Origin of the sequence: Rhizobium sullae, assembly GCF_025200715.1 — a bacterium.
Classification (GTDB): Bacteria; Pseudomonadota; Alphaproteobacteria; order Rhizobiales; family Rhizobiaceae; genus Rhizobium; species Rhizobium sullae.
Genome location: NZ_CP104143.1, coordinates 4,025,209 through 4,049,511, shown reverse-complemented (window position 1 = coordinate 4,049,511; position 24,303 = coordinate 4,025,209). Strand labels below are relative to the sequence as shown.

At 58.2% G+C, this 24,303-nt stretch carries 27 protein-coding genes and 2 pseudogenes; 15 read left to right on the top strand and 14 right to left on the bottom strand.

The annotated features are described in order from the left end of the window. Nucleotides 1–45: 45 nt before the first annotated feature. The 4 genes and pseudogenes from N2599_RS20075 to N2599_RS20060 all read right to left on the bottom strand — a co-directional run bounded on the left by N2599_RS20075 (nucleotide 46) and on the right by N2599_RS20060 (nucleotide 3,761). Nucleotides 46–1,317 carry a radical SAM/SPASM domain-containing protein gene (locus tag N2599_RS20075; protein WP_198521557.1) on the bottom strand — a complete coding sequence of 424 codons (1,272 nt, stop codon included), beginning with the start codon at nucleotides 1,315–1,317 and terminating at the stop codon, nucleotides 46–48. A 471-nt stretch (nucleotides 1,318–1,788) separates the two neighbouring features. Then, nucleotides 1,789–2,103: pseudogene (locus tag N2599_RS20070) on the bottom strand (DUF3363 domain-containing protein); the annotation flags it as partial. 750 nt (nucleotides 2,104–2,853) lie between these two features. After that, complete coding sequence (locus N2599_RS20065) at nucleotides 2,854–3,429, bottom strand: thiaminase II/PqqC family protein (protein WP_260307485.1); 576 nt, start codon at nucleotides 3,427–3,429, stop codon at nucleotides 2,854–2,856. Then, on the bottom strand, nucleotides 3,426–3,761 hold the full coding sequence (locus N2599_RS20060; RefSeq protein WP_260307483.1) for a thiaminase II/PqqC family protein: 336 nt from the start codon (nucleotides 3,759–3,761) through the stop codon (nucleotides 3,426–3,428). Before N2599_RS20060 ends, N2599_RS20065 begins: the two co-directional genes overlap by 4 nt. A gap of 35 nt (nucleotides 3,762–3,796) precedes the next feature. On the opposite strand from N2599_RS20060, the gene N2599_RS20055 reads away from it, so the two are divergent. From N2599_RS20055 to N2599_RS20025, 7 genes are all read left to right on the top strand, one after another. Continuing rightward, nucleotides 3,797–4,687: a LysR family transcriptional regulator gene (locus N2599_RS20055; protein ID WP_027510656.1), complete on the top strand. Its 891-nt coding sequence runs from the start codon at nucleotides 3,797–3,799 to the stop codon at nucleotides 4,685–4,687. A gap of 134 nt (nucleotides 4,688–4,821) precedes the next feature. Next, on the top strand, nucleotides 4,822–5,625 hold the full coding sequence (locus N2599_RS20050; protein WP_027510655.1) for a carbon-nitrogen hydrolase family protein: 804 nt from the start codon (nucleotides 4,822–4,824) through the stop codon (nucleotides 5,623–5,625). An 11-nt stretch (nucleotides 5,626–5,636) separates the two neighbouring features. After that, on the top strand, nucleotides 5,637–6,308 hold the full coding sequence (locus N2599_RS20045; RefSeq protein ID WP_027510654.1) for an RraA family protein: 672 nt from the start codon (nucleotides 5,637–5,639) through the stop codon (nucleotides 6,306–6,308). 36 nt (nucleotides 6,309–6,344) lie between these two features. Then, nucleotides 6,345–7,385, top strand: a complete 1,041-nt coding sequence (locus N2599_RS20040) for an ABC transporter substrate-binding protein (RefSeq protein WP_037142157.1) — start codon at nucleotides 6,345–6,347, stop codon at nucleotides 7,383–7,385. A 30-nt stretch (nucleotides 7,386–7,415) separates the two neighbouring features. Then, a complete protein-coding gene (locus tag N2599_RS20035) occupies nucleotides 7,416–8,528 on the top strand; it encodes an ABC transporter ATP-binding protein (protein WP_051336597.1) in 1,113 nt (370 codons plus the stop codon). Next, nucleotides 8,525–9,406 (top strand): ABC transporter permease, encoded by an 882-nt coding sequence (locus N2599_RS20030; protein ID WP_027510651.1) that lies wholly within the window; start codon nucleotides 8,525–8,527, stop codon nucleotides 9,404–9,406. The genes N2599_RS20035 and N2599_RS20030 overlap by 4 nt, the downstream gene beginning before the upstream one ends. A 4-nt stretch (nucleotides 9,407–9,410) precedes the next feature. Then, on the top strand, nucleotides 9,411–10,205 hold the full coding sequence (locus N2599_RS20025) for an ABC transporter permease (RefSeq protein WP_027510650.1): 795 nt from the start codon (nucleotides 9,411–9,413) through the stop codon (nucleotides 10,203–10,205). 241 nt (nucleotides 10,206–10,446) lie between these two features. On the opposite strand, the gene N2599_RS20020 is transcribed toward N2599_RS20025, so the two are convergent. From N2599_RS20020 to N2599_RS20000, 5 genes are all read right to left on the bottom strand, one after another. After that, nucleotides 10,447–10,710: a hypothetical protein gene (locus N2599_RS20020; protein WP_244914784.1), complete on the bottom strand. Its 264-nt coding sequence runs from the start codon at nucleotides 10,708–10,710 to the stop codon at nucleotides 10,447–10,449. A 43-nt stretch (nucleotides 10,711–10,753) separates the two neighbouring features. After that, nucleotides 10,754–11,068 carry a putative quinol monooxygenase gene (locus N2599_RS20015; protein ID WP_037142155.1) on the bottom strand — a complete coding sequence of 105 codons (315 nt, stop codon included), beginning with the start codon at nucleotides 11,066–11,068 and terminating at the stop codon, nucleotides 10,754–10,756. 74 nt (nucleotides 11,069–11,142) lie between these two features. Continuing rightward, on the bottom strand, nucleotides 11,143–11,649 hold the full coding sequence (locus N2599_RS20010; RefSeq protein WP_027510648.1) for a DUF1097 domain-containing protein: 507 nt from the start codon (nucleotides 11,647–11,649) through the stop codon (nucleotides 11,143–11,145). Nucleotides 11,650–11,721: 72 nt separating this feature from the next. Then, nucleotides 11,722–12,624, bottom strand: coding sequence for an SDR family NAD(P)-dependent oxidoreductase (locus N2599_RS20005; protein ID WP_027510647.1), 903 nt, complete (start codon nucleotides 12,622–12,624; stop codon nucleotides 11,722–11,724). Nucleotides 12,625–12,688: 64 nt separating this feature from the next. Beyond that, complete coding sequence (locus N2599_RS20000) at nucleotides 12,689–13,429, bottom strand: SDR family oxidoreductase (RefSeq protein ID WP_027510646.1); 741 nt, start codon at nucleotides 13,427–13,429, stop codon at nucleotides 12,689–12,691. 114 nt (nucleotides 13,430–13,543) lie between these two features. Here N2599_RS20000 and N2599_RS19995 point away from each other — a divergent pair, with 114 nt between their 5' ends. The 3 genes and pseudogenes from N2599_RS19995 to N2599_RS19985 all read left to right on the top strand — a co-directional run bounded on the left by N2599_RS19995 (nucleotide 13,544) and on the right by N2599_RS19985 (nucleotide 15,216). Beyond that, on the top strand, nucleotides 13,544–14,446 hold the full coding sequence (locus tag N2599_RS19995) for a LysR family transcriptional regulator (protein ID WP_027510645.1): 903 nt from the start codon (nucleotides 13,544–13,546) through the stop codon (nucleotides 14,444–14,446). Between the two features lie 115 nt (nucleotides 14,447–14,561). Then, nucleotides 14,562–15,038: pseudogene (locus N2599_RS37620) on the top strand (spore coat protein U domain-containing protein); the annotation flags it as partial. Then, entirely contained in the window at nucleotides 14,968–15,216 is a 249-nt protein-coding gene (locus tag N2599_RS19985) for a spore coat protein U domain-containing protein (protein WP_100770754.1), read from the top strand. The pseudogene N2599_RS37620 and the gene N2599_RS19985, both read left to right, overlap by 71 nt. Nucleotides 15,217–15,320: 104 nt before the next feature. On the opposite strand, the gene N2599_RS19980 is transcribed toward N2599_RS19985, so the two are convergent. Then, the gene (locus N2599_RS19980; RefSeq protein WP_027510644.1) at nucleotides 15,321–15,524 is read right to left on the bottom strand and encodes a hypothetical protein; all 204 of its coding nucleotides are present in this window, start codon (nucleotides 15,522–15,524) and stop codon (nucleotides 15,321–15,323) included. A gap of 267 nt (nucleotides 15,525–15,791) precedes the next feature. On the opposite strand from N2599_RS19980, the gene N2599_RS19975 reads away from it, so the two are divergent. Beyond that, nucleotides 15,792–16,178: a tetratricopeptide repeat protein gene (locus tag N2599_RS19975; RefSeq protein ID WP_027510643.1), complete on the top strand. Its 387-nt coding sequence runs from the start codon at nucleotides 15,792–15,794 to the stop codon at nucleotides 16,176–16,178. A 119-nt stretch (nucleotides 16,179–16,297) separates the two neighbouring features. Here the strand turns inward: N2599_RS19975 and N2599_RS19970 are convergent, their stop codons facing one another. After that, on the bottom strand, nucleotides 16,298–16,966 hold the full coding sequence (locus N2599_RS19970; protein ID WP_260307478.1) for an LbetaH domain-containing protein: 669 nt from the start codon (nucleotides 16,964–16,966) through the stop codon (nucleotides 16,298–16,300). Nucleotides 16,967–17,357: 391 nt separating this feature from the next. Between N2599_RS19970 and N2599_RS19965 the strand changes: the two genes are divergently transcribed. Beyond that, a complete protein-coding gene (locus N2599_RS19965; protein ID WP_051336596.1) occupies nucleotides 17,358–19,244 on the top strand; it encodes a GGDEF domain-containing protein in 1,887 nt (628 codons plus the stop codon). Between the two features lie 77 nt (nucleotides 19,245–19,321). Here N2599_RS19965 and hisI read toward each other — a convergent pair whose 3' ends face one another. Both hisI and folE read right to left on the bottom strand, forming a co-directional pair. Next, a complete protein-coding gene (gene hisI, locus N2599_RS19960) occupies nucleotides 19,322–19,822 on the bottom strand; it encodes a phosphoribosyl-AMP cyclohydrolase (protein ID WP_051336595.1) in 501 nt (166 codons plus the stop codon). Beyond that, nucleotides 19,819–20,463, bottom strand: a complete 645-nt coding sequence (gene folE / locus N2599_RS19955) for a GTP cyclohydrolase I FolE (RefSeq protein ID WP_027510639.1) — start codon at nucleotides 20,461–20,463, stop codon at nucleotides 19,819–19,821. The genes hisI and folE overlap by 4 nt, the downstream gene beginning before the upstream one ends. 95 nt (nucleotides 20,464–20,558) lie before the next feature. Between folE and N2599_RS19950 the strand changes: the two genes are divergently transcribed. Further along, nucleotides 20,559–21,071: a Fur family transcriptional regulator gene (locus tag N2599_RS19950; RefSeq protein ID WP_084606485.1), complete on the top strand. Its 513-nt coding sequence runs from the start codon at nucleotides 20,559–20,561 to the stop codon at nucleotides 21,069–21,071. Nucleotides 21,072–21,150: 79 nt separating this feature from the next. Beyond that, nucleotides 21,151–22,122: a CobW family GTP-binding protein gene (locus N2599_RS19945; protein ID WP_027510638.1), complete on the top strand. Its 972-nt coding sequence runs from the start codon at nucleotides 21,151–21,153 to the stop codon at nucleotides 22,120–22,122. A 34-nt stretch (nucleotides 22,123–22,156) separates the two neighbouring features. On the opposite strand, the gene N2599_RS19940 is transcribed toward N2599_RS19945, so the two are convergent. Beyond that, nucleotides 22,157–22,762: a TetR/AcrR family transcriptional regulator gene (locus tag N2599_RS19940; RefSeq protein ID WP_027510637.1), complete on the bottom strand. Its 606-nt coding sequence runs from the start codon at nucleotides 22,760–22,762 to the stop codon at nucleotides 22,157–22,159. 97 nt (nucleotides 22,763–22,859) lie between these two features. Between N2599_RS19940 and N2599_RS19935 the strand changes: the two genes are divergently transcribed. Further along, nucleotides 22,860–24,287: a coniferyl aldehyde dehydrogenase gene (locus N2599_RS19935; protein ID WP_051336594.1), complete on the top strand. Its 1,428-nt coding sequence runs from the start codon at nucleotides 22,860–22,862 to the stop codon at nucleotides 24,285–24,287. Nucleotides 24,288–24,303: the final 16 nt, after the last annotated feature.

Here is a 24,303-nt window from a genome sequence, read left to right as displayed (position 1 = left end):
GTCGTCGGACGCCCAGAAATCCGGCGGCTCCGCGATTCAAATGAGCTAAGGCAGGCAGATGGTGCCGCGCGCCGTATCCTTTTCCATGAGGGACAGCAGCGGCCCAAGCCCGCAGCAGCCGGAAGTGTCGTTCAGGAGCCTGCGCGAGGTCTTACGATCGTGCGGACAACCGCCCGTGCAGACCGAGTACCACTGGCATTGCGAGGATCCTGTCTTGTAGCAGTCCAGTTCGGCTTTCGCTCGCTTGAGATTTTGCGATCCCGCCAACGACCGGTTCAGACTGCCTTTGAAGATGTTGCCGTAAAGATAGTTGTCGTCGCCGACATATTTGTCGCAAGCGGCAATATTGCCATTGCTTTCGATCGTCAGATATTTGCCCTGGCAATCACCAGCGAAAATGCACAGACCATGTTCTCTGTTGGCGACTTTGTTCAACAGTGAGATGAAGGTGCGTATCTCGAGCCTGTCCTGATACTCATCCCGCCAGACTTCATAGAGGTGGCACATGAATTTGACGTATTCAGGCCAGGGGATATAGGTGCCGATAACATTGCAGGACTCGTCGTTCTCCGGCAGGGCATTTAGGATGTCGAGGGATCTAGCGCCCGTCAGGACAAAGTAGTCCAGCAGCTCTCGCGCCGGCATGGCGGCGATCTCGGAATCGATCACGGCAAGCAAGCCATGCTTGACGCCCTTCTGCCGGAGCCGTCGCAGCGTAGCTAATATGCGCCGTGAGGTGCCGGCCCCGTTCACGTCAACCCGGCGCGTGTCATTGATCGCGGGAGGACCGTCGATGCTCACCCCGATAGAAATGCTGTAGTCCCGAAGGAACTCCAGCATGTCATCCGAGATGTCCACGGCATTGGTCTGGATCGCGTTCGAGAAGCTGGTACCCTTGGGCGCATATCGCTGCTGAAGCCACAGGGCCTTGCGATAGAACTTGACGCCCAGAAGGGTGGCTTCCCCACCATGCCAGACGAACTCAATATGCCGCGCGCCAGGCGCTTGCAGCGCGTCGCGTATCGTGCGGGCCAGGACGGCGAACGACATCACATGGCCGGGGCCCTCTCGCCAGGCGTGGCAATAAGTGCAGCGCAGGTTGCAGAGCCGGGTCGCCTTCATAACGATAATCATGCTCGGCGATCGTGCTGGCGTCTCATCCACCGGGGTTTGTTCGATCTGGCGGAGCATGGCGCGCTCGCGCCTGTTCAGCACCGCTTCCTCGGGCAGGCTAAGGCGCTGATGAATCGTAGGCTTTGCATCGGCGAAGAGCAGGCTCCCGAAGATCGATTTCTCGTCATCGTTCAGCATGTCCATGAAGCTCTTCAGGCCCGCGCGCAACGCCACGACATCATCGCGGCTGGTGATAGTGAGGCCGGTAGGCTCGACGCCATCGGCCGGGCTTGCGTCGCCTGCCCCTTCCTGAAGCTGCGAGTCCAGTCGCATAGCGCTAACCCTCCGAGATATTTTGACTGCGCATATTCTATCTGCAACTTGGAGTGCATCAAGTTAGACACTATCTGGAATGCAGATAGATGCCCCGTTTCCATGGATCAGATGGAAGTCAAATCTTGAGGAGGATCTTGGTCTCGATCTGGTCAACCGATCAGGGACGCAGGGTTCCACTTAAAAATGGTGTGCGCAAAGGATCACCCGCTGGCGAGCACTGATGTCGGCCGGAGGAACTTGAGCGCCATGGCAGATCATGGTTGCCCTTCGGGGCGAAGCGCGGACTCAAGCGATCACCTCAAGGTATGCACCTTGCAGCGACACGCACTGCAATGCGCATCACGTGGAAGCGTTGACCGGCGCGTGGTCGCTCCATTTCAGCCCACGTTGTCTCCCAAGCTGCCACAACACCGATCCGCCCTGCGCTGCGCCCATGACGTCGCTGCCGAGCTGGCGATCAATGACCGGACGCCAGGGGACAAGGGTGAACCCATGGGTTTTCTCGACGATGGCGAACTTGCCGCTCGATAGCTGGACCGTGCCGGTGAACTTGCCGCTTACGGCTTCACCCTCTGCGGTCGCCCGGAACGGCATGGGCTTGCTAGCCGCCAACTCCGTACCGGCGCGGGCGACCTCGCGCTCGCGTAACCCAGCAAAATTGCCCACACATGCGCCATTTGGCTGAGCGAGGATCCAGCTTAGCCGCAAGCGCTCAACCGGCCGCGATCTATCTATTCTGCAGATACTTCCTAACTTGAACGCAGCACCAGAAGCGTAGAGAAAGCGCGCTCAACGGCTGAAAAAGGACGGCCTCAAGGTGTTAGTGATGCGCCATTTTCCCGGTCACATGGGACGGAACAATGTAAATACTGTCGCAGGTTTGAACGTTGATCTTCGTTTCACGCATACATGTGAATTCCCAGAAGATGTTCTGCTCTTTCCGCGCTTTCAGGGTGCCACGATGCGTGCGAGGCTAAATTACTATAGGTCGACAAGGACCATAGTAAAGCTTGCAAAAGATCGTGCGAGTCGGATGGCAAATGCACCAGAGACGTCGCTTGATGATACTGCCTGCTTGATTGTGGCATACAACCGCTTGAAAGCCCTCCGCTTATTCCCTCTAAGCTGCGTTCTGGACTCTTTGGCTTGTCTATTCTTCTTCGCCGAAGAGGGATGTAGCGCAAATCTTGTGATCGGCGTGAAAGAAGGCCCCCTTCGCGACTCGCACCTGGCTCGAAATAAATGGCGTGGTAGCGAATGACGACGATGCACTCGTCTTAAACTACCTCCCGGTTCTGCAAACGAACAGCGAAAGCGATCTACATCAGGCTTTGGGGGGACCACTGCCGGCACATGCATTGGATCAAAGACCAGGGATGCTCTGGCCAAGCGACGGCTGAGGCATCATCCGCAAATTGGAGTGTTTTCAATAAGAGCGACCCAGGCGCTCATCTCGTCCTGGCGTCGATTTTCGTAGCGGCAAGGCGCTTGCAAAGCCATTTTGCAGCCGCCCCGCAAGGCCGTTGCTTGTGCCAGATCATTCCCAATGCGACCTGAAACTGACCGTCGCCAAACTGCAGCGAGGGCTAGTAAGGTCCGGCTCACATGGGGGGTATGCAATGACATGGTCGGGGACAAAGGCCCGGCCGATCCCGTGCTTGACCAGGGTGGGTATACAAATACGCGAGAAGAAGTTGAGAGGTTGGCGAGTTCGCCGAAATGCTGCTCAGGCTTGGTCCGCGCGGAAAGCTCGTCCAGATGGCGGCGGGCCGCGGCCGCGATGCCCTGATTGTCCTCGCCGGCGTATTCATCGATCCAATCGCGATAGGGGTGCCCATCGAGGACGCAGACGCCGTGCGGTGCCAGGGTACGGCCAAGTTCCGCATATCCGACGGCGCAAGGGGCGAGAGCGACATGCAGGTCGAGCCGATCGGCGGCCGCCCCGAAATCCAGCACGAAACACGTATAGGCGATGGTCACCTGGTGCTCGGCCTCAAAATCCTGCGCGACGGGCCCCCTCGCCCGCGTAACCGGACATGGAGTTCGGTCGCGTCGAGGATGGCGGCAAGGGCCAGCTGCGCCGCGCGGATGTCGGCAACGGTGCGGCTCTTGTAGGCGGCGAGGGCATAGGCGCGGGCGAGCTGCATGAGGAACAGGCAGTCCAGCACCAGATAGGCGCGGATGGTCGCCGCGGGCAGCGTTCCCGCGCCGAGCCGGCGCACGAAAAGCGAGGCACCGCACGACGTGGAACCGCACCAATCCTTTGAGCCTGTTCGCAGTCGAAGAGCGCGGGCATTGGCATCACACGTCATTTGCAGGAAGATGCCTCCGGAAAGGATCGAGCAACATGAACCTGCGCTTCGTCGAAACGTTCCTCTGGATCGTCCGCCTCGGCAGTTTTAGTGCCGCTGCGGAGAAATTGAATACAACTCAGGCTTCGATTTCCAACCGCATCGCTACACTCGAGCGCGAGCTTGGTGTTCAGCTGTTTGATCGCGATATGCGCACTGTCAAACTTACACCAGTCGGGCAGCAAGCGGTCTCCAAAGCGGAAGAGATCGTGAGGGCCGTTGGAGAATTTCGCGAGACGATTGCCGATCCGACCAGCCTAAAAGGTTCAGTCAGTATCGGCACGATCGACTCCATTGTTCACTCGTTTCTGCCACGCCTTGTCGAGCGGGTGCAGGAGCGCTATCCGGGGATCGCCATCGATCTCAATGTCGATACGAGCCTCAACATGGCGCGGGAAATCATTGAACGGAAAATCGACCTAGCGTTGATTATGGGCCCAGCGCTTGATCATGGATTGGTCAACATCAATCTTGGGACGTATGGCTGCGTCTGGGTGGCAAGCCCGAAATACGGCTTGGCATGCAAGAAACTGACACTTGCGGACCTTGTAAGCTACCCATTGCTGGCCTTTTCAAAAGGAAGCGTTCCTCATCATGGGCTGTTGCAGCAGTTTCGCGAAGCGGGGCTTGAGGTGCCGGCGATCTCGAATTCCAACTCGCTTGCCACCATCATGCGCCTTGCCAAAGATGGTCTTGGTGTCGCGCCCCTGCCGCGCGTCATCCTGGGCGAATATATTGACGCAGGTGCATTGGAGATTCTTGACGTTACACCGGCATTTCGTCCGCTTACCTTCCATGCGGTCTATGCCGATCACCCGGACAGTCTTCTGCCGTCGATCATTGCCCAGATGGCAGCTGAGGTGTCGCTCTGCATGGCGGATGACTAAGAGTCATTTCGATCGAATGCCAACAGCCAGCCACGAATGCATAAGAAAATTCTATAGGACTGCTCAATTATTTCGAGTTTGTCTCACCACGATATTTTGCGCACGATCCCTTCACGGAAAATGGAGGTATGAGCGTGAAAGTCAGTCTGGTGCAAATGAACTCGCAAGACAGCAAGGCCGCAAATCTGGAAATCGCGGCACGTTTGATCAACGAAGCCGTTGAGAATGATGCCCCTGATCTCGTCGTGTTGCCCGAATACTATGCCTTCCTTGGCGAGGGCCGGGACAATATCTACGCCAATGCCGAGACGTTTCCGGATGGCGACGGCTACCGGCTGATGTCGGGACTGGCCGCAAAGCATAGTGTTACGATTCATGCTGGCAGCATCGTCGAACAGGATGGCAACAAATACTACAACACGACGATCGTCTTTGGCCCTGACGGCAAGGAACTGGCGAAATACCGTAAGATTCACTTGTTCGATGTGGATACGCCAGGCGGCACGGTCTACCGCGAGTCAGATACGATCAGCCGCGGCGATGAGGTCGTCACGTATCAAGTTGGCGGCACAAAAGTCGGTTGCGCTATTTGCTATGATGTGCGCTTCCCCGAATTGTTCCGCAAACTGCGCGACGAGGGTGCCGAAGTCATCGTTCTTCCTGCAGCGTTCACGCTGATGACCGGCAAGGACCATTGGGAAGTGCTTGCCCGCGCCCGTGCCATCGAAACGCAGACCTATTTTCTTGCGGTGGGACAGACGCTTTCCCACGCCGTGGGACGCAAATGGTGCTGGGGTCATTCCATGGTCATCGACCCCTGGGGGCATATAGTGGCGCAATGCTCGGATGGCGTCGGAACCACCAGTTCCAAACTGGATCTCGGCTATGTCACAAAAGTACGCGGCGATGTTCCCGTTGCCCGTCACCATGTTCTTTGAGAGGTCAGCCCATGTTTGAAGTCAATGAAATGCCGCATCAGATCGATGCTGATTTGATCAAGCTCATGGAACAGGTCGAGACAGCCACGATTGGACATTTCCTGCATTCGGGTTTCGTCGATCGGGAAATTCGAGCTGTTCTGCCGGAAAAACGTGTCGCTGGAACTGCTGTTACTATTCGGATTCCGCATGCGGATTCGACTATCCTGCATTACTTGACCAAGATTGTTCGTCCTGGCGATTTCGTTGCAATCGAACGGTGTGGCGATGATCGCCATGCCTGCTGGGGCGGCGTTGTGACGCACGCCATGAAGCTGGCCGGCGTTGTCGGCGCGGTAATCGATGGTCCCGCGACGGATTTCTCCGAGATACGCAAGGTGCAAATGCCAATGTGGTGCCGCGGACCGTCACCGATAACGACCAAAATTCTGGGTCTGGAAGGGGCGATCAACGTCTCGGTCACAGTCGGCGGTCAAGTCATCAACCCAGGTGATGCTATCATCGCCGATGAAAGTGGCGTCGTTGTCCTGGCACCATCACAAGCCCGGGCTGCTGCTGAGAAAGCGCTCGGCATGCAGGAAAACGAAATCGTATTGCTCGAACGCTTGCGTAAAGGTGAATTCCTTCCCGACATTTCGGGGGCAACGAAGATCGTGGAGGGCCAGAAGCGCCAGGTCGCCTGATCGATAACATTCAACTCATAAAAAACAGGGAACGAGATGATGTTTGCAAGACTTTCAATTGCTGTTTCAGCGCTTACGATCGCCGCAGTCACCAGCGCATCGGCGGAGACCGTAACGCTGACGGCCTATAGCGGGATCTTTCAAGAACACTATACGAAGGCCGTCATCGAGCCGTTCATGAAAAAATATCCTGATATCACCGTGCAGTTCTATGGGATGCCGAACTCGGCGCAGATGCTCGGGACCCTGCGTGCGCAAAAGAGCAGTCCGCAAATAGATGTGGCGATACTTGATGTGAGCGTGGCGAAGGCGGGCACGGATGAGGGCCTGTTCGACAAGGTCGATGAAAGTGTGTCTGCAAACGTCAAGGATCTTTATCCGAACGCTCATGCCGAAGGTGTTGCAGGCGTCGGCGTTACCTTCGACAATCTGGTGATCATCTACAACACTGACCAGGTGAAGACAGCCCCGACCTCATGGAACTCCCTTTGGGACAAGCAGTATGAAGGGAAGGTGATCATACAGGCTGCTCCGGATATTCAAGGAACAACATTTACGATCATTTCAAACAAGCTTGCCGGCGGCGGAGATTACAAGACCGACGTTTCGGCAGGCATCGCCAAGATTGGTGAACTCGCTCCGGGCGTGCAGACCTGGGATCCGAAGCCGGATGTCTATGCTCCAATCGCCAATGGACAGGCCGCCTTGGGTATCGGCTGGAATGCGCGCGCTCAGATCTACTCCGGAACCTCTGGTGGCAAACTGGGCGTTGCCCTGCCGCAAGAAGGCAGCGGTTTCCAGATCAATACGATCAATCTAGTGAAGAATGCTCCGGAAAGCGATGCGGCGAAGAAATTCATTGATTACGCACTCAGCCCTGAAGCCCAGGCGGCTTTCACCGGCGAAATGTTCTATGCTCCAACGAATTCCAAAACTGTCATCGCACGAGATGCTTTGAAGCGCACCGCCGCAGACGATATGGACAAGATGATCGATATTGACTGGCTGGCAGTGGCGAAAGTCCGTGATGGCATCACCGAGCAATGGCGTCGTCGCATCATTCCGCTCAGCCGCTGAACTTCAAGCCGTGAAAATTTGGAGGCTACCATGATGCATCAGACCATCAAACGCGATGGCGTTGAAACGATTGGCGATCCGTATCTCAGGCTGGAAGGTATCAAGAAGAAATATGGTCCTGTCGAAGTTATCTCAAATCTGAATCTCGAGGTCCGCAAGGGCGAGCTGATCGCTCTGCTTGGCCCTTCTGGATGCGGCAAAACGACAACTCTGCGTATGATTGCAGGATTGATTTCTCCCTCTGCCGGAAAGATCGCTGTCGAGGGACGCGACATTACCCAAATCGCACCTCATGGCAGGGACATGGGGCTTGTCTTTCAGAGCTATGCCCTGTTTCCGCATATGACCGTGGCGAAGAATGTCGCTTTTGGTCTCGAAATGCGCGGCCTGTCGCGTTCCGATATTGCCAACAAGGTGGCCAAGGCACTGGCCATGGTCCAGCTTGGCCATCTCGCCGAGAGAAAACCACGCGAGCTGTCCGGTGGTCAACAGCAACGCGTTGCCCTGGCTCGCGCGCTTGTTATCGAACCGTCCATTCTGCTGCTCGATGAACCACTCTCGAATCTCGACGCAAAACTGCGCGATGAAATGCGCACTCAGATCCGGGACATACAGCAGCAGCTGGGCATCACAACCGTTTTTGTGACGCATGATCAGGTGGAAGCCTTGAGCATGTGTGATCGTATCGTGGTCATGAAAGGCGGACTGATTGAACAGGTCGGCACGCCGCATGAGATCTACGAGCGGCCGGCGACGCCGTTCGTGGCTTCTTTTGTCGGTCGCACGAACCGCGTCAAAGGCAAGCGCGCGGCAGACGGTTCTATACGAATTGGTTCAACGGCCATTCGGTCGACAAAACCGGAGGCCCAGGACGACGTTGTGGTGATGGTGCGCCCACACCGCCTTCGTATCGATTGGAACGCAACGTCACCGGAACAAGATGAAACGGCAAACCGAACGGCCGCTATGCTTTCGCGTATTACTTTTGTCGGCGACGTCATCCAGTATCATTTTGATGTCGACGGTTCCGAGTTTATCGTCGAAGAATCGACCAAAAAATCTCAAATCAGCCGTCGCCAGGGTGACAAAGCCGTTCTCTCCTGGAGCGTCGAGGACACGCTCGTCTTCGGAGCGGATCAATGACGACGGCAGCTCTTGATATACCTCTCAGCGACCAGAAATCATCCAGCGCTGCCGGCATTGCTCTTACCTTGCTGTTGCCAATCGCTCTGGTCAACGCCATCGGATTTATTCTTCCGGTTCTCAATCTGGCAAGAATGTCCTTTAACGAAGCTCTGCCTGGCGGCGGGATTGCAGAGGCGTTCACTGCAGCCAACTGGACGGGATTGCTTGAGGATGGTTTCTATATCGAGCTGATCACGAACTCGATCGTGGTCAGTTTGGGGATTACCCTCGCGACCCTGTTGGTGAGCTATCCCATCGCCCTGTATCTTCATCGCGCGTCCGGTGCATGGCGGACATTCTTGACGGTTCTCGTCATCTCACCGCTCCTGACCTCCGCGGTCGTGCGGACCTATGGCTGGATCGCCCTACTGGCCGAACAGGGGCCGGTTGCCAATGTGATTGCGTCGATGGGGTTTGAGCCGCCGCGTATGATGTTCAACACCACCGGCGTCGTCATTGGACTGACCGAGATCCTGATGCCCTACATGATCTTGTCGTTGATGGCTGGATTTGGGCGGCTCGACCCCAAGGTAGAGGAGGCAGCACGAACTCTCGGTGCGCCACCATTCAGGACGTTCTGGCGGGTGATCCTGCCTCTCACTCTACCAGGTATCGCCCTTGGCTGCCTTCTTTGCTTTGTCCTCGCCATCTCTTCCTTCATTACGCCGAAGCTGATGGGCGGCGGACGGGTATTCTTGCTTGCGACGGAAATCTACGATCAGGCAATCGTAACATTGAACTGGCCGCTGGCTGCGACGTTGTCGATGCTGGTGCTCGTCATTTTCGGTGCTGCATTGGCAGTTTACTCGCGCATCCTGCATGTAATCGAAGGGTAACGGTATGGAAGAAAAACCCACCTCCTGGTTTATGCGTATAGCCGTTACCATCCTGTTCCTGTTTCTTCTGGCGCCGGTCCTGCTCGTGTTTCCGATCTCTTTCAGCGGCGATCAGATCCTCGCCTTTCCACCGAGCTCGTGGTCACTGCGATGGTATGAGGCCCTGCTCGGAAACAACGTCATGATGTCGGCGTTTCTGACAAGTCTCGGGCTTGCAACCGTTGTTACCGTTTTGTCGTTGATTATCGCGATTCCCGCGTCTTATGCGATCGTCCGGTTAAAGGTCACAGGGTCGGAATTCCTGTTCAACCTTTTCACCGCCCCATTGCTGTTGCCGACAATCGTTCTCGGGTTGGCCATACTGATTATTTTTGCATCGATGGGTCTGCTGGCAACATTCACAGGTCTTGTTATTGGCCATCTGGTGATCACACTTCCCTATGCGTTGCGGGTGCTCTCCGTATCACTCGGCAACCTTAACCTTGCGTGTGAAGAGGCGGCTTCGTCGCTAGGAGCCAAGCCCCTGGCCGTTTTCGGGAAGGTCACCCTGCCGATGATGGCACCGGGTATCGTTGCGGCTACGGCGCTCTGTTTCCTCGTTTCATTTGATGAAGTGGTCATCACGCTGTTTCTGACGGGACCGAGAATGACCACGTTGCCCGTTGAGCTATTCCATCATGTCGAGAGTCAGGCAGATCCGTTAGTGGCGAGTGTCTCAGTTCTGTTGATCCTGATGACGCTGGCAGTGGTTATGATCGTGGACCGGACAATGGGTCTGACGAGGGCCTTCGTGAAGTAGTGGATTTCTCACGCGTGACCGCTCTTGCCCGCCGCGAGGGCGGAGCCCTTAGCGACCTGGCTCGTCGTGGGCGCCAACGGGAGCCGAGCCCAAAACTGGATCAGGATATGAGGGATCGGAAAGCTAGCCGGTGCGGCATCCAGATCGCCGTATCATGCGTTGGCGCGGGGATGTCGCGAGAGTGGTGCCGCTACATTGTCATCGATGGTTGCGGATGGGAGGTTAACGCGGCCCCGCTGGTTCAGGCCTTCACCACGTGCCATGCCACGACTGCGGCGATCACGGCCGGAACCGAGAACACGACCACCAGAATCGGCAGTTCCTGGAAGACGGTATAGTCGGCTCGCGTCACGCCCACCCACTGATTGATGATAGCGATCATGAGCCAGACGGGAATGAAGGCTTTCATTGCTGCGGCGACCCCGGAGATGTCACCGCCCCACAGCTTTCCAAACAGCGCGAATACGCCAAGAAGGACAATTCCCCCAATGATTACTGACAGCATGTGCATGGTCGTCCCTCTTCATCACTCGAAAGGCAGACAAAGATCAAAGCCGCCAGGGAGCAGGCTCTGAAGCCATCGCAAATTGCCGCAGATCGAGATCGCCCTCCACCAGCCTCGGCAAGTGAGCGACGAAGGCTTGCATGTGCGGCTGCGTGAAGTGGTTGGCGAGATCTTCGCCCGAGCGCCAGTTCTCGTAGACGAACCAAAGATCGATGTCGCTATCCGAGCGGTGAACATCGTAGTTGATGCAGCCAGGTTCCCGCCGCGACGGCGCGACGAGATCGAGCAAATGTCGGCCCAGTTCCTCGGAGAGCCCGCTCTTCGCGCGGATGAATGCAATGTTGGTGATACGAGACATGGAAATATTCCTTTGCTGAAACGACAGTCTTTTAGTTCGCGGTGTAATGGCTGCCGGGTAACCGGCAGCAGAGTTCAGTGCGCGCCGGCGAAGCGGCCCTGCAGCCGTTGCGAAGCCCAGCCGGCAGCGGTTCCCAATGCACCGGCGCCGGCCAATTCCGAAATCGCCGCCAGCGACGGCTCGGCATGCGAAGCGAAGAAGGCGATCAGACCCAGGAACCATGCCGGGATGTTGTCGAGAGCTCGGACCGCCCGCATGGAGACGACGACCATCGCCACGGCAAAGACGACGACAAACAGGGCGAACGACCCCATGATCGGCATCAGGCCCTGGAGCGCCAGAACGGCGGCGGCACCGAACGTCAGGCCGCAGAGCACGCAGAGCCAGGTATAGATGCCCTGGCGGGCCGAGATCGGTCGCGTGAAATAGGCGACCCAGCCAATGAACATGGCCCAGGGCGCGATGCCAAGATGCAAGCTGGTGAAGGCGGCGGTGGACGCGACCACCGCGGCAACGGCGCCGAAGCCCAAGAAGACGAGGGAAGGCTTCCAGCGCGATGCGGTCGGGATGATGTTGGTCACGATCTTTGCTCCGAATGGGTTGAGGGATAGGAACGGACGGAACCTCAGGCTCCGACCGGCTCTTCGGACCGCTCAGCCGGTGACGCGTGGATGGAGCAGATCTTCCAGGTCGATGTTGCGGTACATCTCGCGGCGCATGCGGTCGGCGACGCCGTTGACGATTTCCGCACCGTCCTGCGACGGGTCGACATGGACGCGGAACGGGCGTTTGCCGAAGGGGGCATCCACCACACGGACGATCTCGCGGGCCACGTCCGCGGGATCGGCATCGGCAGGCTCAAGACCAGCCAGTCCCTTCAGCGCCTGGTCGGCGACGCCGGCATAGGGACCAGCTTCATATTCCGCGGCGCGCGCTTGGTCCGACGGCTTGCCGGAATGGGCGAAATGGTTGGTGCCCTTGGTGAAGGCCCCGGGGACCATGATGGTGGTCTCGATGCCCCAGCGGGCGAGTTCGGTGGAATAGGATACGGCAAGCGCATCCATCGCGGCTTTGGCGGCGAAATAAGGCGCGAGGAACGGCGGGGTGCCGCCGCGCGTCGAGGACGACCCGACCCAGACGAGCAGGCCCTTGCCCTGACCGCGCATGCTTGGCAGCGCGGCGCGGTTCACCCGCTGTGCCCCCAGCACGTTGACGTCATATTGCTGGATAAACTGATCCGGGGTGAAGGCCTCGGCAGGACCGAACACCATATGCCCGGCATTGTGGATGATGGTGTCGAGTCGGCGCGCGTCCTTCAGGATATGTGCGATGCCGGCTTCCGCTGAACTGTCGGACTGAACGTCCAGTTCGGCGGTGCGCAGGTCGAGGCCTTGCTCCTTCGACCAGGCGGCGACTTCGGCCACCCGTAGCGCATTGCGGCCTTCGGTCTCACGCATCGAGGCGTAGACGGTGTGGCCGGCTTCGGCCAGGGCCTTGGCGGTCATGAGGCCGAAACCTGACGAGGCGCCGGTGACGAGGATGATTTGCTTGGTCATGATGATGCTCCCTTCGAAAATGCTTGAATGGTGATGGGTTCTGGTATGCCGGCCCCGCCGGGGATCAGATGATCCCGCCGTTGGCGCGCAGCGTCTGTCCGTTGATCCAGCCGCCGTCTGGCCCCGCCAGGAGGGCGACGGCGTCGGCGATGTCCTTGGGCTCACCGAGACGTTCCAGCGGCGCGAGCTTGGCGAGGCGGTCGATCACCTCCTGCGGCTTGCCGTCGAGGAAGAGCTTCGTGGCGGTCGGTCCGGGCGCGATGGCGTTGACGGTGATGTTCCGGCCGCGCAATTCCTTGGCCAGAATGGGTGTCATCGCCTCGACCGCGGCCTTGGTGGCGGCATAGACGCCGTAGGTCGGCTGAAGCAGCCCGACGACGCTCGACGAGAAGTTGACGATCCGGCCGCCATCGCGCAGGCGCTTTGCTGCCTCGCGCAGCGTGTTGAACGTGCCCTTCAGATTGATTGCGATCTGACGGTCGAACAGTGCGTCATCGCTGTCGGCGATCGTTGCCAGCGTCATGATGCCGGCATTGTTGATCAGTACGTCGACGCCGCCAAAGGCGGTCTCGGCAGAGTCGAACATGCGGCGCACGGCCTGTGCATCGGAGATGTCGGCCTGCGCGGCGACGGCACGGCCGCCGGCTACCTCGATTGCGGCGACCACCGCCTCAGCCGAGGCGGAATTACCGGCATAGTTCACCACGACGGTGAAGCCGTCCTTGCCAAGGCGTTCGGCAACCGCCGCACCGATGCCGCCGGAGGCGCCCGTTACGATGGCAACTTTCTGTGTCTGCATGGTCATTGTCTTTTCTCCGTCATGTCGGCGCCGTTGCGACTTCCGATGAGGAGAGAATGCACCTTCCGCTTGAGCAGATAATCATGCATTATCCGGCATCACTATCCGACAGGTTGTATAATGGATCGTTTTGACGCCATGCGCGCGTTCACTCGCATCGTCGAGCGCAGGAGCTTCACCAAAGCTGCCGAAGACCTCGGTCTGCCGCGTTCGTCCGTGACAGACGCTGTGCAGGGATTGGAGGCGCGGCTCGGTGTGCGCCTGCTTCAGCGGACCACGCGTCAGGTCAGCCCCACATTGGATGGCGAGGCTTATTACCAACGGTGCGTCAGTCTGATCGCCGATATGGAGGATGCCGAAGGTGCCTTCGTTGGCGCCAAGCCATCAGGCCTCATCCGTGTCGATGTACACGGCACGCAAGCACGGCATTTCTTGTTGCCCGGCCTGCCGCGCTTTCGCGAAATGTACCCCGATATCCGCCTGCATTTCAGTGAGGCGCATCAGCCCGTCGACCTGATCCGGGAGGGGTTCGACTGTATCCTGAGAGCGGGCGAACTTAACGATAGTTCCCTGATCAGGCGGAAGTTGGCGACGCTTGAGCGCGGCACTTTCGCCAGCCCGGACTATCTCAAGCGGCTGGGCACGCCCAACACACCCGGCGACCTCGACGGCCATGAAATGATCGGGCTGCTCGCTCCCGACACGACCGAGGTCATTCCCCTGGCCTTCCAGATCAAAGGCAAAATTCACCGCGTCACGCTGCCTGCCATGATGACGGTGACCGGCCCGGAGACCAATGTCGCCGCCGCCTGCCTCGGTCTCGGACTGATCCAGGTGCCGCGCTATCGTGCCGTCCCCGAGCTGGCGAGCGGCACGCTCGTCGAAGTCCTCGCGGACTTCCCCCCGACACCCCTGCCGGTTCACGCCCTCTATTCCCACAAGCATCAGTTGTCGCCCCGCTTGCGTGTGTTCATCGATTGGGTGGCGCAACAATTCCGCGATAAGGCTGCACTGCAAGAATAGTCCGGTCTGCTTTGCGAGAGATGCGCTGACCGCGTATCAAGGGTATCATGGAGGGAGGAGAGGCTGCCTTCAGAAGTATGGCTCCCACAACTAGCGACCGGCTCGCACGGTCAGCATGGAGTCGTGCAGGTCCAAAAGAAGCGACGTCTGGTCTTTTCCGTCGAGACCTCCCGCAATCATCGTGACGCTAAACGGGTTCGGCGCCGGCACCGCCTCAAGACAAATCTACGGCACTCTCTTTGGCGCTCAGTCCACCGCTCCGCCTGGAAGCTATCTGTCTACCTTCTCCGGCGGGCATGTAGAATTTCGATACGGTTACAGCTCGCTCAGCACTTGCAGCGGCGCCGCCAGCGGCTCGATCGTCCGACCAAGCTTCAATGTGATGGCGACCGTCCAGGCCAATTGTCTCGTTGCCACGCAGGACGTCGATTTCGGATCACGCGGCCTTGATTCAAATGTCGACGCGACCGGTCAGGTCTCCGTCACATGCACGCCGGGCAGCACATACACCGTTTCGCTGAATGGCGGTAAGGCAACTGCCCAGCCAACCGCGCGCAAGATGTTCAAGGGTAGCGAAACGGTCACCTATGGCCTCTACAAGGACGCCGCCCACGCTCAGCCATGGGCGATGCCTTCACACCGGGCAGCACGGTTCCGGGGACGGAAACGGCGCGGCACAGCTACTGACCGTCTATGGTCGCGTTCAGCCGCAAACGACCCCATCCCCCGGCGTCTATACGGACACTGTTGTCGTCATCGTGACCTACTGATCGGAACTTGCGCGAGTGGCACCGCACCAGCTTTTCTTGAAGACCGTTGATGCCGTTCCCTATTCATCCGTCCCGGGTAAGTGGAATGGGCGAAAGCGGGAGGATCAAACCGGTGAGGCGATCGCTAGGATTGTAGCAATTAACAGCAATAGCGGACCCATCCATTTAAAATAAATTACGAGCTTTGCAAGCCATGCATTCTGATCACGTTGGTTGGGAGTTAGGAATGTAAGATAGCCGAAGCCTACGGCTGTCATCCATAGTCCGGCACAAAACATGATGAACTCGTCGATGTAAGCTGCAACCACGGCTGTCCTCGTTGTCATTCCATTACCAAAAGTCGATTCAACAGAGTCTTGAAGGGGAAGCAAGGAAAGCAAGGCATTTGTGCAAGCATATTCGAAAGGGCAAGGCGTCTCAAAGTCGGTTTTTTAACGTCATTTGTTCCTCGCAATCCTGCGCACGAGCAGCATGACGGAGGCAGCATAAAGAAACGTTGCGGCGGAAATTGATGGTTGCTTCACTCAACCAGATTTAAAATGAGCCCTCTAATGAAAATGAGGAATGTGGTACCGATGAGCAATCAGGACAACGCTGATATCACTGCCGCTAAAATGGTCGCAATTCGCCAAGCCGCCGAACAAGGCGATGTCGATGCGCAATATCTATTGGGCTTGTTGAAAGAGGACGGTGACGGCTGTAATATTGATCCAATAGAAGCCGTTAAATGGTACCGCGAAGCTGCAGATCAGGATCATGCCGGTGCGCAGTACAGGCTAGCGCAATTGAACGAGCACGGCGTAGGCTGCGAAATCAATCTGACGGAGGCCTTCAAATGGTACCGTCGCGCAGCGCTTCAGGACTATCCGGATGCGAGAGAAGACCTCTTCGGGTTATGTCGGGCACATCCAGACCTACCACTTCCGACATCAGAATTACTCGATGGCAAAGGCCGTTCCTGATGGCATCATCACACGGCAACATTCAATCTGTCAGGCACGAGCTATGACCAACTGGTTGTGGGCATGGTGAGCGACTTTCAAAACGAGCTCTTAGCTAATCAGGCCTCGAAGTTGACTGATTAGAAGTCATTCCTCAGCTTCCGATAAGCACGGGCATGGCCGACATTCGTCCGCGCCACATGCTCCGAGAATGCCGTGACGTCGATCGTTACCTGCGGAATAGTTGCGAGATCCGAATCCGAATGCACCGTAGTCGTTGACGGGACGTGAAAGCCCGCCGGCAAATGGCACCCCTCGACTACAGAGTTGTGCCGGATCGCCGCGCCATTCCCGACAGTGCAATTAAACAGCACTGAATTGAAGCCAACGAAAACGTCGTCACCGATCGTGCAAGGACCGTGAATGATCGAGCGATGCGCGATTGATGAGTGCGATCCGATCGTCACCGCCTCGCCTGACTTGGAATGGATCACGACTCCGTCCTGGATATTCGTTCCCTTTCTAATGCAAATAGGCTCCAGATTGCCGGCTTCATCCGTTTCGTCCGCACGGATCACGGCGTAGGGCCCAACAAACACGTCATCCTCTATAATCACCAGACCGCAGATGATTGCGGTTGGATCGACATAGGCGCTCTCAGCTACCTCAGGCCAGTCGCCCCGCGGATTGCGACGGATCATGCATTCGCTCCCCTTTTTTCGCTCCGGACTCCGAGCAGTTGCTGAACACGCTCTGAACCCTTGACTTGGAATTGCCATAAACCTTACAGGACCGATCCATGTCGCCATCCAAAGCCATCTCGTCTTCACGATCTGCGATGTATGTGGCGGCGTTTCGGCTCTCATCGACAAGGTGCTTGGCGCGCAACTCACCAACGTGACGCGCGATGCGGGCTTCACAGTCTCGCAGCCCTATCAGGAAGTTCGCGGGCGCTGCACCCCATGCAGCAAGCCAATAGGCTCGGCAACCACTCTCACTCTCCCAGAGTACGTCATGTGATCGAGACCTCGCCAACGCTTTCTCCGCGCAATCCCAAGCCCGGCTTGCATTCAATAAACTTCTAACCAAATGCTTTCACCAAAATGAAGGCCAAGTACGCTATGGAGTTTGTCGAGACATGCCGCTTAGCGATGTCGTAGCATCAATCGAAACCGCTAACGTGCTGGTCAGTTCATTCACATGCTGAAGAGCTTCATTCCACTTAAATTCAAGTTAGACAGCTCTATTACTGATAAGCACTCGGCTGGCGGCGCCGCCCAGGCTCGGTTCACTCAAGGATTCTTCCAGCGTAGCTTTGATCGCAAGCTGTTAATCCGCGTCTTCCTGGCCATTATTTGCACAACGATTCTCGCTTTCTCGATCGTTGCGCCGACCTATCGCGACTTCACCCTCTCGCGACAGAACCTCCATGACATCCAGCAATATCGACTCGTCCTCGATACGGCAAACTTCCTGTCCGCCGAGCGCGGTCCCGCCAACGTCGTCATGTCCGAGGAACCGTCTCTCGATAGTGCGGGGATGAAGCGATTGGTAGAATTCAGGCAGCGTAGTGATGCCGCCTTAGCGCAGCTCGCCGATGTGTCAGACGTTCCCCTGGGACTGCACAATCACACCGTCCCCCCGGACATGCTGCAACGGGTCCGCTACCAACTCGCCCTTGCACGAAGCAAGGTTGATAGAATCGCGGCGATCCCGAGAGCTGCGCTGAAAACTGCCGAGATCCAGGACGCGATCGAGAGCATGTTCGAGGTATCGGAGCTATTCCGGGCGGTGATCGCCTGGAATGCCGACGAACTCGTCCAGCACGACACGGGGCTCGCGGCACCTGCCCTTCTAGGGCAGATGCTCAGCGATCTCCGCGAATACGGCGGCAGAGCCGCCTCTCAGATCATCGCCCCACTCACGACAGAGCAGAGATTGCCGCCGCAGAATGTGATCGAGAGCCGACGCAGCCAAGGAAGGCTCCTCGAACTCTGGCAACTGATCAACAGCCAGAACGCTATCTACAGTACGCCGTCACTGATAAAGAGCCGCGACGAAATTGAACGGCTCTTTTTCCGCGGTGGTCTTGATCTGGTCGACCAGGTTATCGACGAGGGCCGGCGCAAGTCGCGCTACACACTAACCGCGACGGAATTCACTGAACGCTTCGTCCCAACAATGCGGCCGATCGAAACATATCGAAGCGAGTTCCTCGACGCCGTTGTCGAAAAGTTTGCCGACGCAAGCACAAACGCCCTCTTCGGCCTCGCGATAGTGGTGCTGGTGACGGCCATCGTTCTTGCGACGCTCATTGGAATCATCCTCTCGGTGCGAACACATGTGTTTCGCCCGCTCATGCAAGCGCATGACGACGTCCTTCGACTGGCAGAAGATCGCCCCATTGCCACAGCGACTAGGCCGACCCAGGCCGGTGAGATTCGCGACCTTTTCCAGGCGATCGAAGTCCTTCAGGGAAAGCTGCAAGAGCGCGCCTCCCTCACCAGGGAATTGAAAGTCCAGGCGGAAACTGACGGACTGACGGCGCTCCTCAACCGGCGGATGCTCGACCGCTTCGCCCAATCATCGCCGATTGGAGAACGCACGAACGACAGCATGTGCCTTATCCTCATGGACATCGACCATTTCAAGAAGGTGAACGACACCTACGGACATGTCACGGGCGATCGCGTGCTCATCCAAACCGCAGAACTCTTGCGGTCCCAACTGCGGGCCTGCGATCTGATCGCCCGCTTCGGCGGCGAAGAATTCGCGGTTCTCGTCTCCAGCAATGATCTCTCCGGCGCCGTTTCGATTGCAAGAAAGATCCGCCTCGCTATGCAACGAGAGACGTTCACGACACCCGATGGAACACCCTTCCGCGTGACAGCGAGCTTCGGCGTCGCGTCCGGCCGACGTGGCGAACGCGCGTGGTCGGAATTGATCGAGCTAGCAGATACTGCCCTCTACCGCGCGAAATCAGACGGTCGCAATCGTGTTCGCTTCGCGCGAAACACGCTCTCAGCGCCGGCCGCGATGTCTACGACACGCGATAACCTGGCACTGGAACGACGTTCCCCCAAATAGCTTAAGTACGGAACCTGCGGTGCAATCCGCTTCATAACGCGAGTTCCGTATATGAGGTGCGCGATGCGTGGGACTCGTCACAACTGCGTCGGGTTCGGTGCGTGCCCGTAGACGGCGACCGGATCGAAGACCTTTGCCGTCTCCTCCAAGGTGAGAATAATCGGGGTCTCGCCGAGAGGCCCAACGGGGATCGAGCGATAGAAGCACGACCGGTAGCCCACATGGCAGCTCGCGATGCCCGCGACCTCGACCCGCAACCAGATCGCGTCCTGGTCATCATCAACGCGTATCTGCATGACTTTCTGAACAAGCCCGCTCTTCGCCCCCTTGTGCCACAAGCACTGCCGGCTACGACTCCAATAGTGCGCTTCGCCCGTCTCGATCGTCTGCAGCAATGCATTCGCGTTCATCACGCCCATCATAAGAACCTCGCCGGATGAGGCGCCGGTCGTCACGACGGGGATCAAACCTTCAGCGTTGAACTTCGGCGCAAGAAGTGAGCCTTCCTCGACTCCTTCGATTGTCAACCGCGGCGCAAACTGTTTCGGCCGATCACCGCCACGATCAATCCTACTCATCCGAATGCCTCCCGCGATCCCGAAATCGAACCGAGGAAGTCGCGCCGAAGCTCGGTATCCGTCTCGAAGGCGCCTATCAGGCGGCGTGTGACCATGGTGACACCGGGCTTTCGGATCCCACGCGTCGTCATGCACATATGTGCCGCTTCGATCACCACAGCGACGCCCTTCGGCTTGAGCACCTCATCGAGGGCGTCGGCGATCTGCGCCGTCAGCGTCTCCTGAATTTGCAGCCGCTTGCCGTAGACCTCGATTAGCCGGGCGAGTTTGCTGATCCCGACCACGCGGCCCGAAGGAAGATAGGCGACATGGGCCCTGCCGATGATCGGAACAATGTGGTGCTCGCAGTGCGATTCTAAGCGAACGTCGCGCAGCACGACCATGTCTCCATAGTTCTGCGTCTCCTCGAAGGTTCGGCCAAGCAGATCCACCGGATCGATGCGATACCCTTCGAAAAACTCCTCATAGGCCCGCACCACGCGATCCGGCGTTCCGACCAAGCCTTCGCGGTCCGGATCATCGCCCGCCCATTCGATCAACGTCCGAACCGCGGCCTCGGCGGCCTCGCGCGTCGGGCGCTTTCGTGGCGCATGAGATGGCCCCAAGCCCACGATGGGCTCACTCAACAAAACGTCACTCATGATTTCTCCAGTCAGCTAGTTGCGAATGATCATGCAACGTTATAACGTATCGTTCAAGAGACTATCTCGCTCGCCATGAAATGATGGAGAAATCCATGGCCCAGCACACAAAGCCGCCGCACGGGAGACCCGTTTCGCAAGCGGTCGTTGACGCGGTGCTCGACGCCGTCGCCAAGACTTGCCACGAGCGTGGGCTGCAATTCACAATAATCCGCCGACAGGTGATGGAAACCCTGATCCATGCCGGACAGCCGCTCGGCGCTTATGAGTTGATGCCTGCGCTCGAGCGCACCCTCGGCCGGCGCCTCGCGCCTCCGACGGTCTACCGTGCGCTCGAATTCCTACGGGACCAGCACTTCGTTTCTCGCATCGAGAGCCGAAACGCGTTCGTGCCCTGCGCGCACCCCGATCACCCGCACGCATGCGTGTTCTTCCTTTGCGACAATTATGGCGCTTCCACCGAACTCGAAGATTCCACTATCGAGAAAGCAGTTACCCGCGATGCCGCGTCACTCGGCTTCCGCATCGCTCGCCACGTGGTCGAACTGCAGGGTACCTGCGCGACCTGCCTCGCCACCGGCAGTCACGCAGCCGCCCATTACTCATAGTGCTTCAGCCCGAGAAGAGGCTGGCCTCAAGGCCGCCTCTGATACGGCTCGCCAACAACCAACAGGAGATACCACAATCATGCAGCCCGCTTTGTCACAAACGCCCGTCACGGTCCTCACCGGATATTTGGGCGCCGGAAAGACCACGCTCCTCAACCGGATTCTCACCGAGAACCACGGCAAGAAGTACGCCATTATCGTCAATGAATTCGGCGAGGTCGGCATCGATAACGATCTGATCGTCGATGCCGACGAAGAGATATTCGAGATGAACAACGGCTGCATCTGCTGCACCGTGCGTGGCGATCTCATTCGCATCATCGACGGGCTCATGCGCCGCCGCGATCGCTTCGATGCCATTCTGGTCGAGACTACAGGTCTCGCCGACCCAGCTCCCGTCGCCCAGACCTTCTTCGTCGACGAGGATGTCCGCTCGAAGACCAAGCTCGACTCGATCGTCACCGTCGTCGACGCCAAGCATCTGCTCGGCGAAATCGACGAGGCACACGAAGCGCAAGAACAACTCGCCTTCGCCGACACGATCCTGATCAACAAGACTGATCTCGTTTCTGCCGACGAACTCAAGCAGGTCGAAGATCGTATTCGGCGCATCAATCCGACGGCGACGCTCCATCACACACAGCGCTGCAATATCGATCTCAACCAGGTGCTTGGCCGTGGCGCTTTCGACCTCGATCGCGTTCTGGAAGTCGAACCGGACTTTCTCGACGAGTTCCACGAGCATGAACATGACGACCATGTCTCAAGCTTCGCACTTGTCGCCAAGGAGCCCCTGGATCCCAACACATTCCTGCCTTGGCTTGGCACGATTATCCAGCACCTCGGCATGGATATCCTTCGTATGAAGGGCATCATCTCTTTCAAGAATGATGATGACCGCTTTGTCGTGCAGGCCGTTCATATGCTCCTCGACGGCGACCATCAGCGCCCCTGGAAGCCCGAGGAGGAACGCATCACCCGACTCGTCTTCATTGGTCGCAACCTCCCGAAGGAGGTCATCGAAGCGGGCTTCAACGCATGCCGGGCGTAAGCGCTGCGAGAGCCGTTTCAGGAGCCCCGCCGCTTCATGGGTTCCCCAGCCCTTCCACCAGCGTGCTCAATGCCGCATCCAAGGGGGCCAATCCCACCTTCTCGGGCACCAAGAGCCCATCGATCGCAAGCATGGTCATACCGTGGACGAGGCCCCAGCCGGCCGCCGCCTGACCTTCTATAGGCCGCTTGCGAATGCTCCCCGCGGCTTGGCCGCGCCGGAGGATCTCGAGGAGAACATCGAATACCGCCAGCGCCCGCTCATTGAGATGCATTCCCACCGCCTTCCCCTCCTCCGCGCTAAACATCAGGCGGTAGAGAGCCGGGTTGTCCGTTCCGAACGCGACGTAGGCACGAGCTATCGGGGCAATTTCGTCGCGCAGAGTTGTGGGCGCTTCTGACTTCGCAGCGGATAGAGACTCCCGCAGCCGGTCGAAGCCAATCATGGCGAGTTCTGCAAGTAGCGAGGCTTTGTCCGGAAAGTGCTTGTAGGGGGCCGCGTGGCTTACGCCAGCCCGGCGGGCGACTTCGCGCAGCGTGAACTGCCAGCCCTTCTCCTCCCGAAGCATGTCCAGCGCCGTCTCGATAACCGCGCGACGGAGATCACCGTGGTGATAGGGGCGGTTGGGTGCGTCCTGCATGGTACCTCAAAGTTTCTTGTGATTACATTGTTGACAGTGACTACTTAAGCGCCTACGTCAAGGGCATAAGTTTCTCCTGTCTACATTGGGGTGGACCATGAACGCAATCGAAAAAATCACCGACGCTGATCGGCTAGGCAGTCTCCTCGCGGCACAGCGTGCTGCCTTCCTGCGTGACGGAGCGCCTTCGCTGGCGCAGCGGCGCGCTGATCTGACTAGGTTCAGGGCCACGATAATCGGGCACCGCAGAGCGATCGAAGATGCCATCAATACCGATTTCGGGCATCGCTCGAGGTATGAGACGGCGATCATGGAGGTTGGAGGGGTCGCCGAGGGCACGAAGTACCTGATCCGCAACCTTCGCAAATTCATGGCGCCGACCCGCCGCCACGTTGCTCTGCACATGCGGATGGGCAACGCCCGAATTGAATATCAGCCGCTTGGCGTCGTCGGCGTGATGTCACCGTGGAACTATCCGGTGAACCTCGCGCTGATGCCAGTCGTAACGGCCATCGCAGCGGGAAACCGGGTGATGCTGAAACCTTCGGAGTTTACACCCGTCACCAATGCGCTACTCGCAAAAATGTTCGGCGAAATATTCTCCGAGGACCAGTTCGCGATCGTGACCGGTGATGCGGCGGTAGGGGCGGCATTCACTGCCCTGCCGTTTGACCATCTCATCTTCACCGGCAGCACCGCAGTGGGGCGGGCGGTGATGAAGGCTGCTAGCGACAACCTTGTCCCGATCACCCTTGAACTGGGAGGCAAATCGCCGGTCATTGTCGCCAAAGGCCACTCCCTCGACCAAGCTGCGGCGTCCATTGCTTTCGGCAAGCTGCTCAACGCTGGCCAGACGTGCATCGCCCCGGATTACGCACTCGTCCATGAAAACGACGTCGAGTCGTTCGTCGGGGCGTATGACCGGAAAGTCGCGTCCTTCTATGCGGACGGGCCGACGAGTAAACACTATACTTCCATCATCAATGAGCGGCACCACGCTCGGCTCCAGGGCCTGATCGAGGATGCTGGCGCCAGGGGAGCGCGGATCATCGAGGTCGGCAACCGGCCCGGTGATGCATCTCGTCGCCCCAACACGCTGGCGCCAACCGTCGTGCTTGGCGTCACAGACACCATGCGCATCGCTCATGAGGAGATCTTCGGTCCGATCCTGCCGGTCTTTCCCTACCGCGACATCAGCGATGCGATTGCCTATGTGAACGCCCGGCCTCGGCCGCTCGCGCTCTACTATTTCGGCGCTGATGATGAAGACCGACGCATGGTGCTGAGCCGAACAACCTCAGGAAACGTCACTATCAACGGGACGATCATGCACATCGCCCAGGATGACTTGCCCTTCGGCGGCGTCGGGCCCAGCGGCATGGGCGCTTACCATGGCGTCGAGGGCTTCCGTACGCTCAGCCATGCCAAGGGGATCTACGAGCAGGGTCGCTGGAACCTCTCCAATCTGCTCCACGCCCCGTTCAGACAGCCGATCGATATCATCCTCAACATGATGCTTCGGTGACAGCATGCCGTCATCA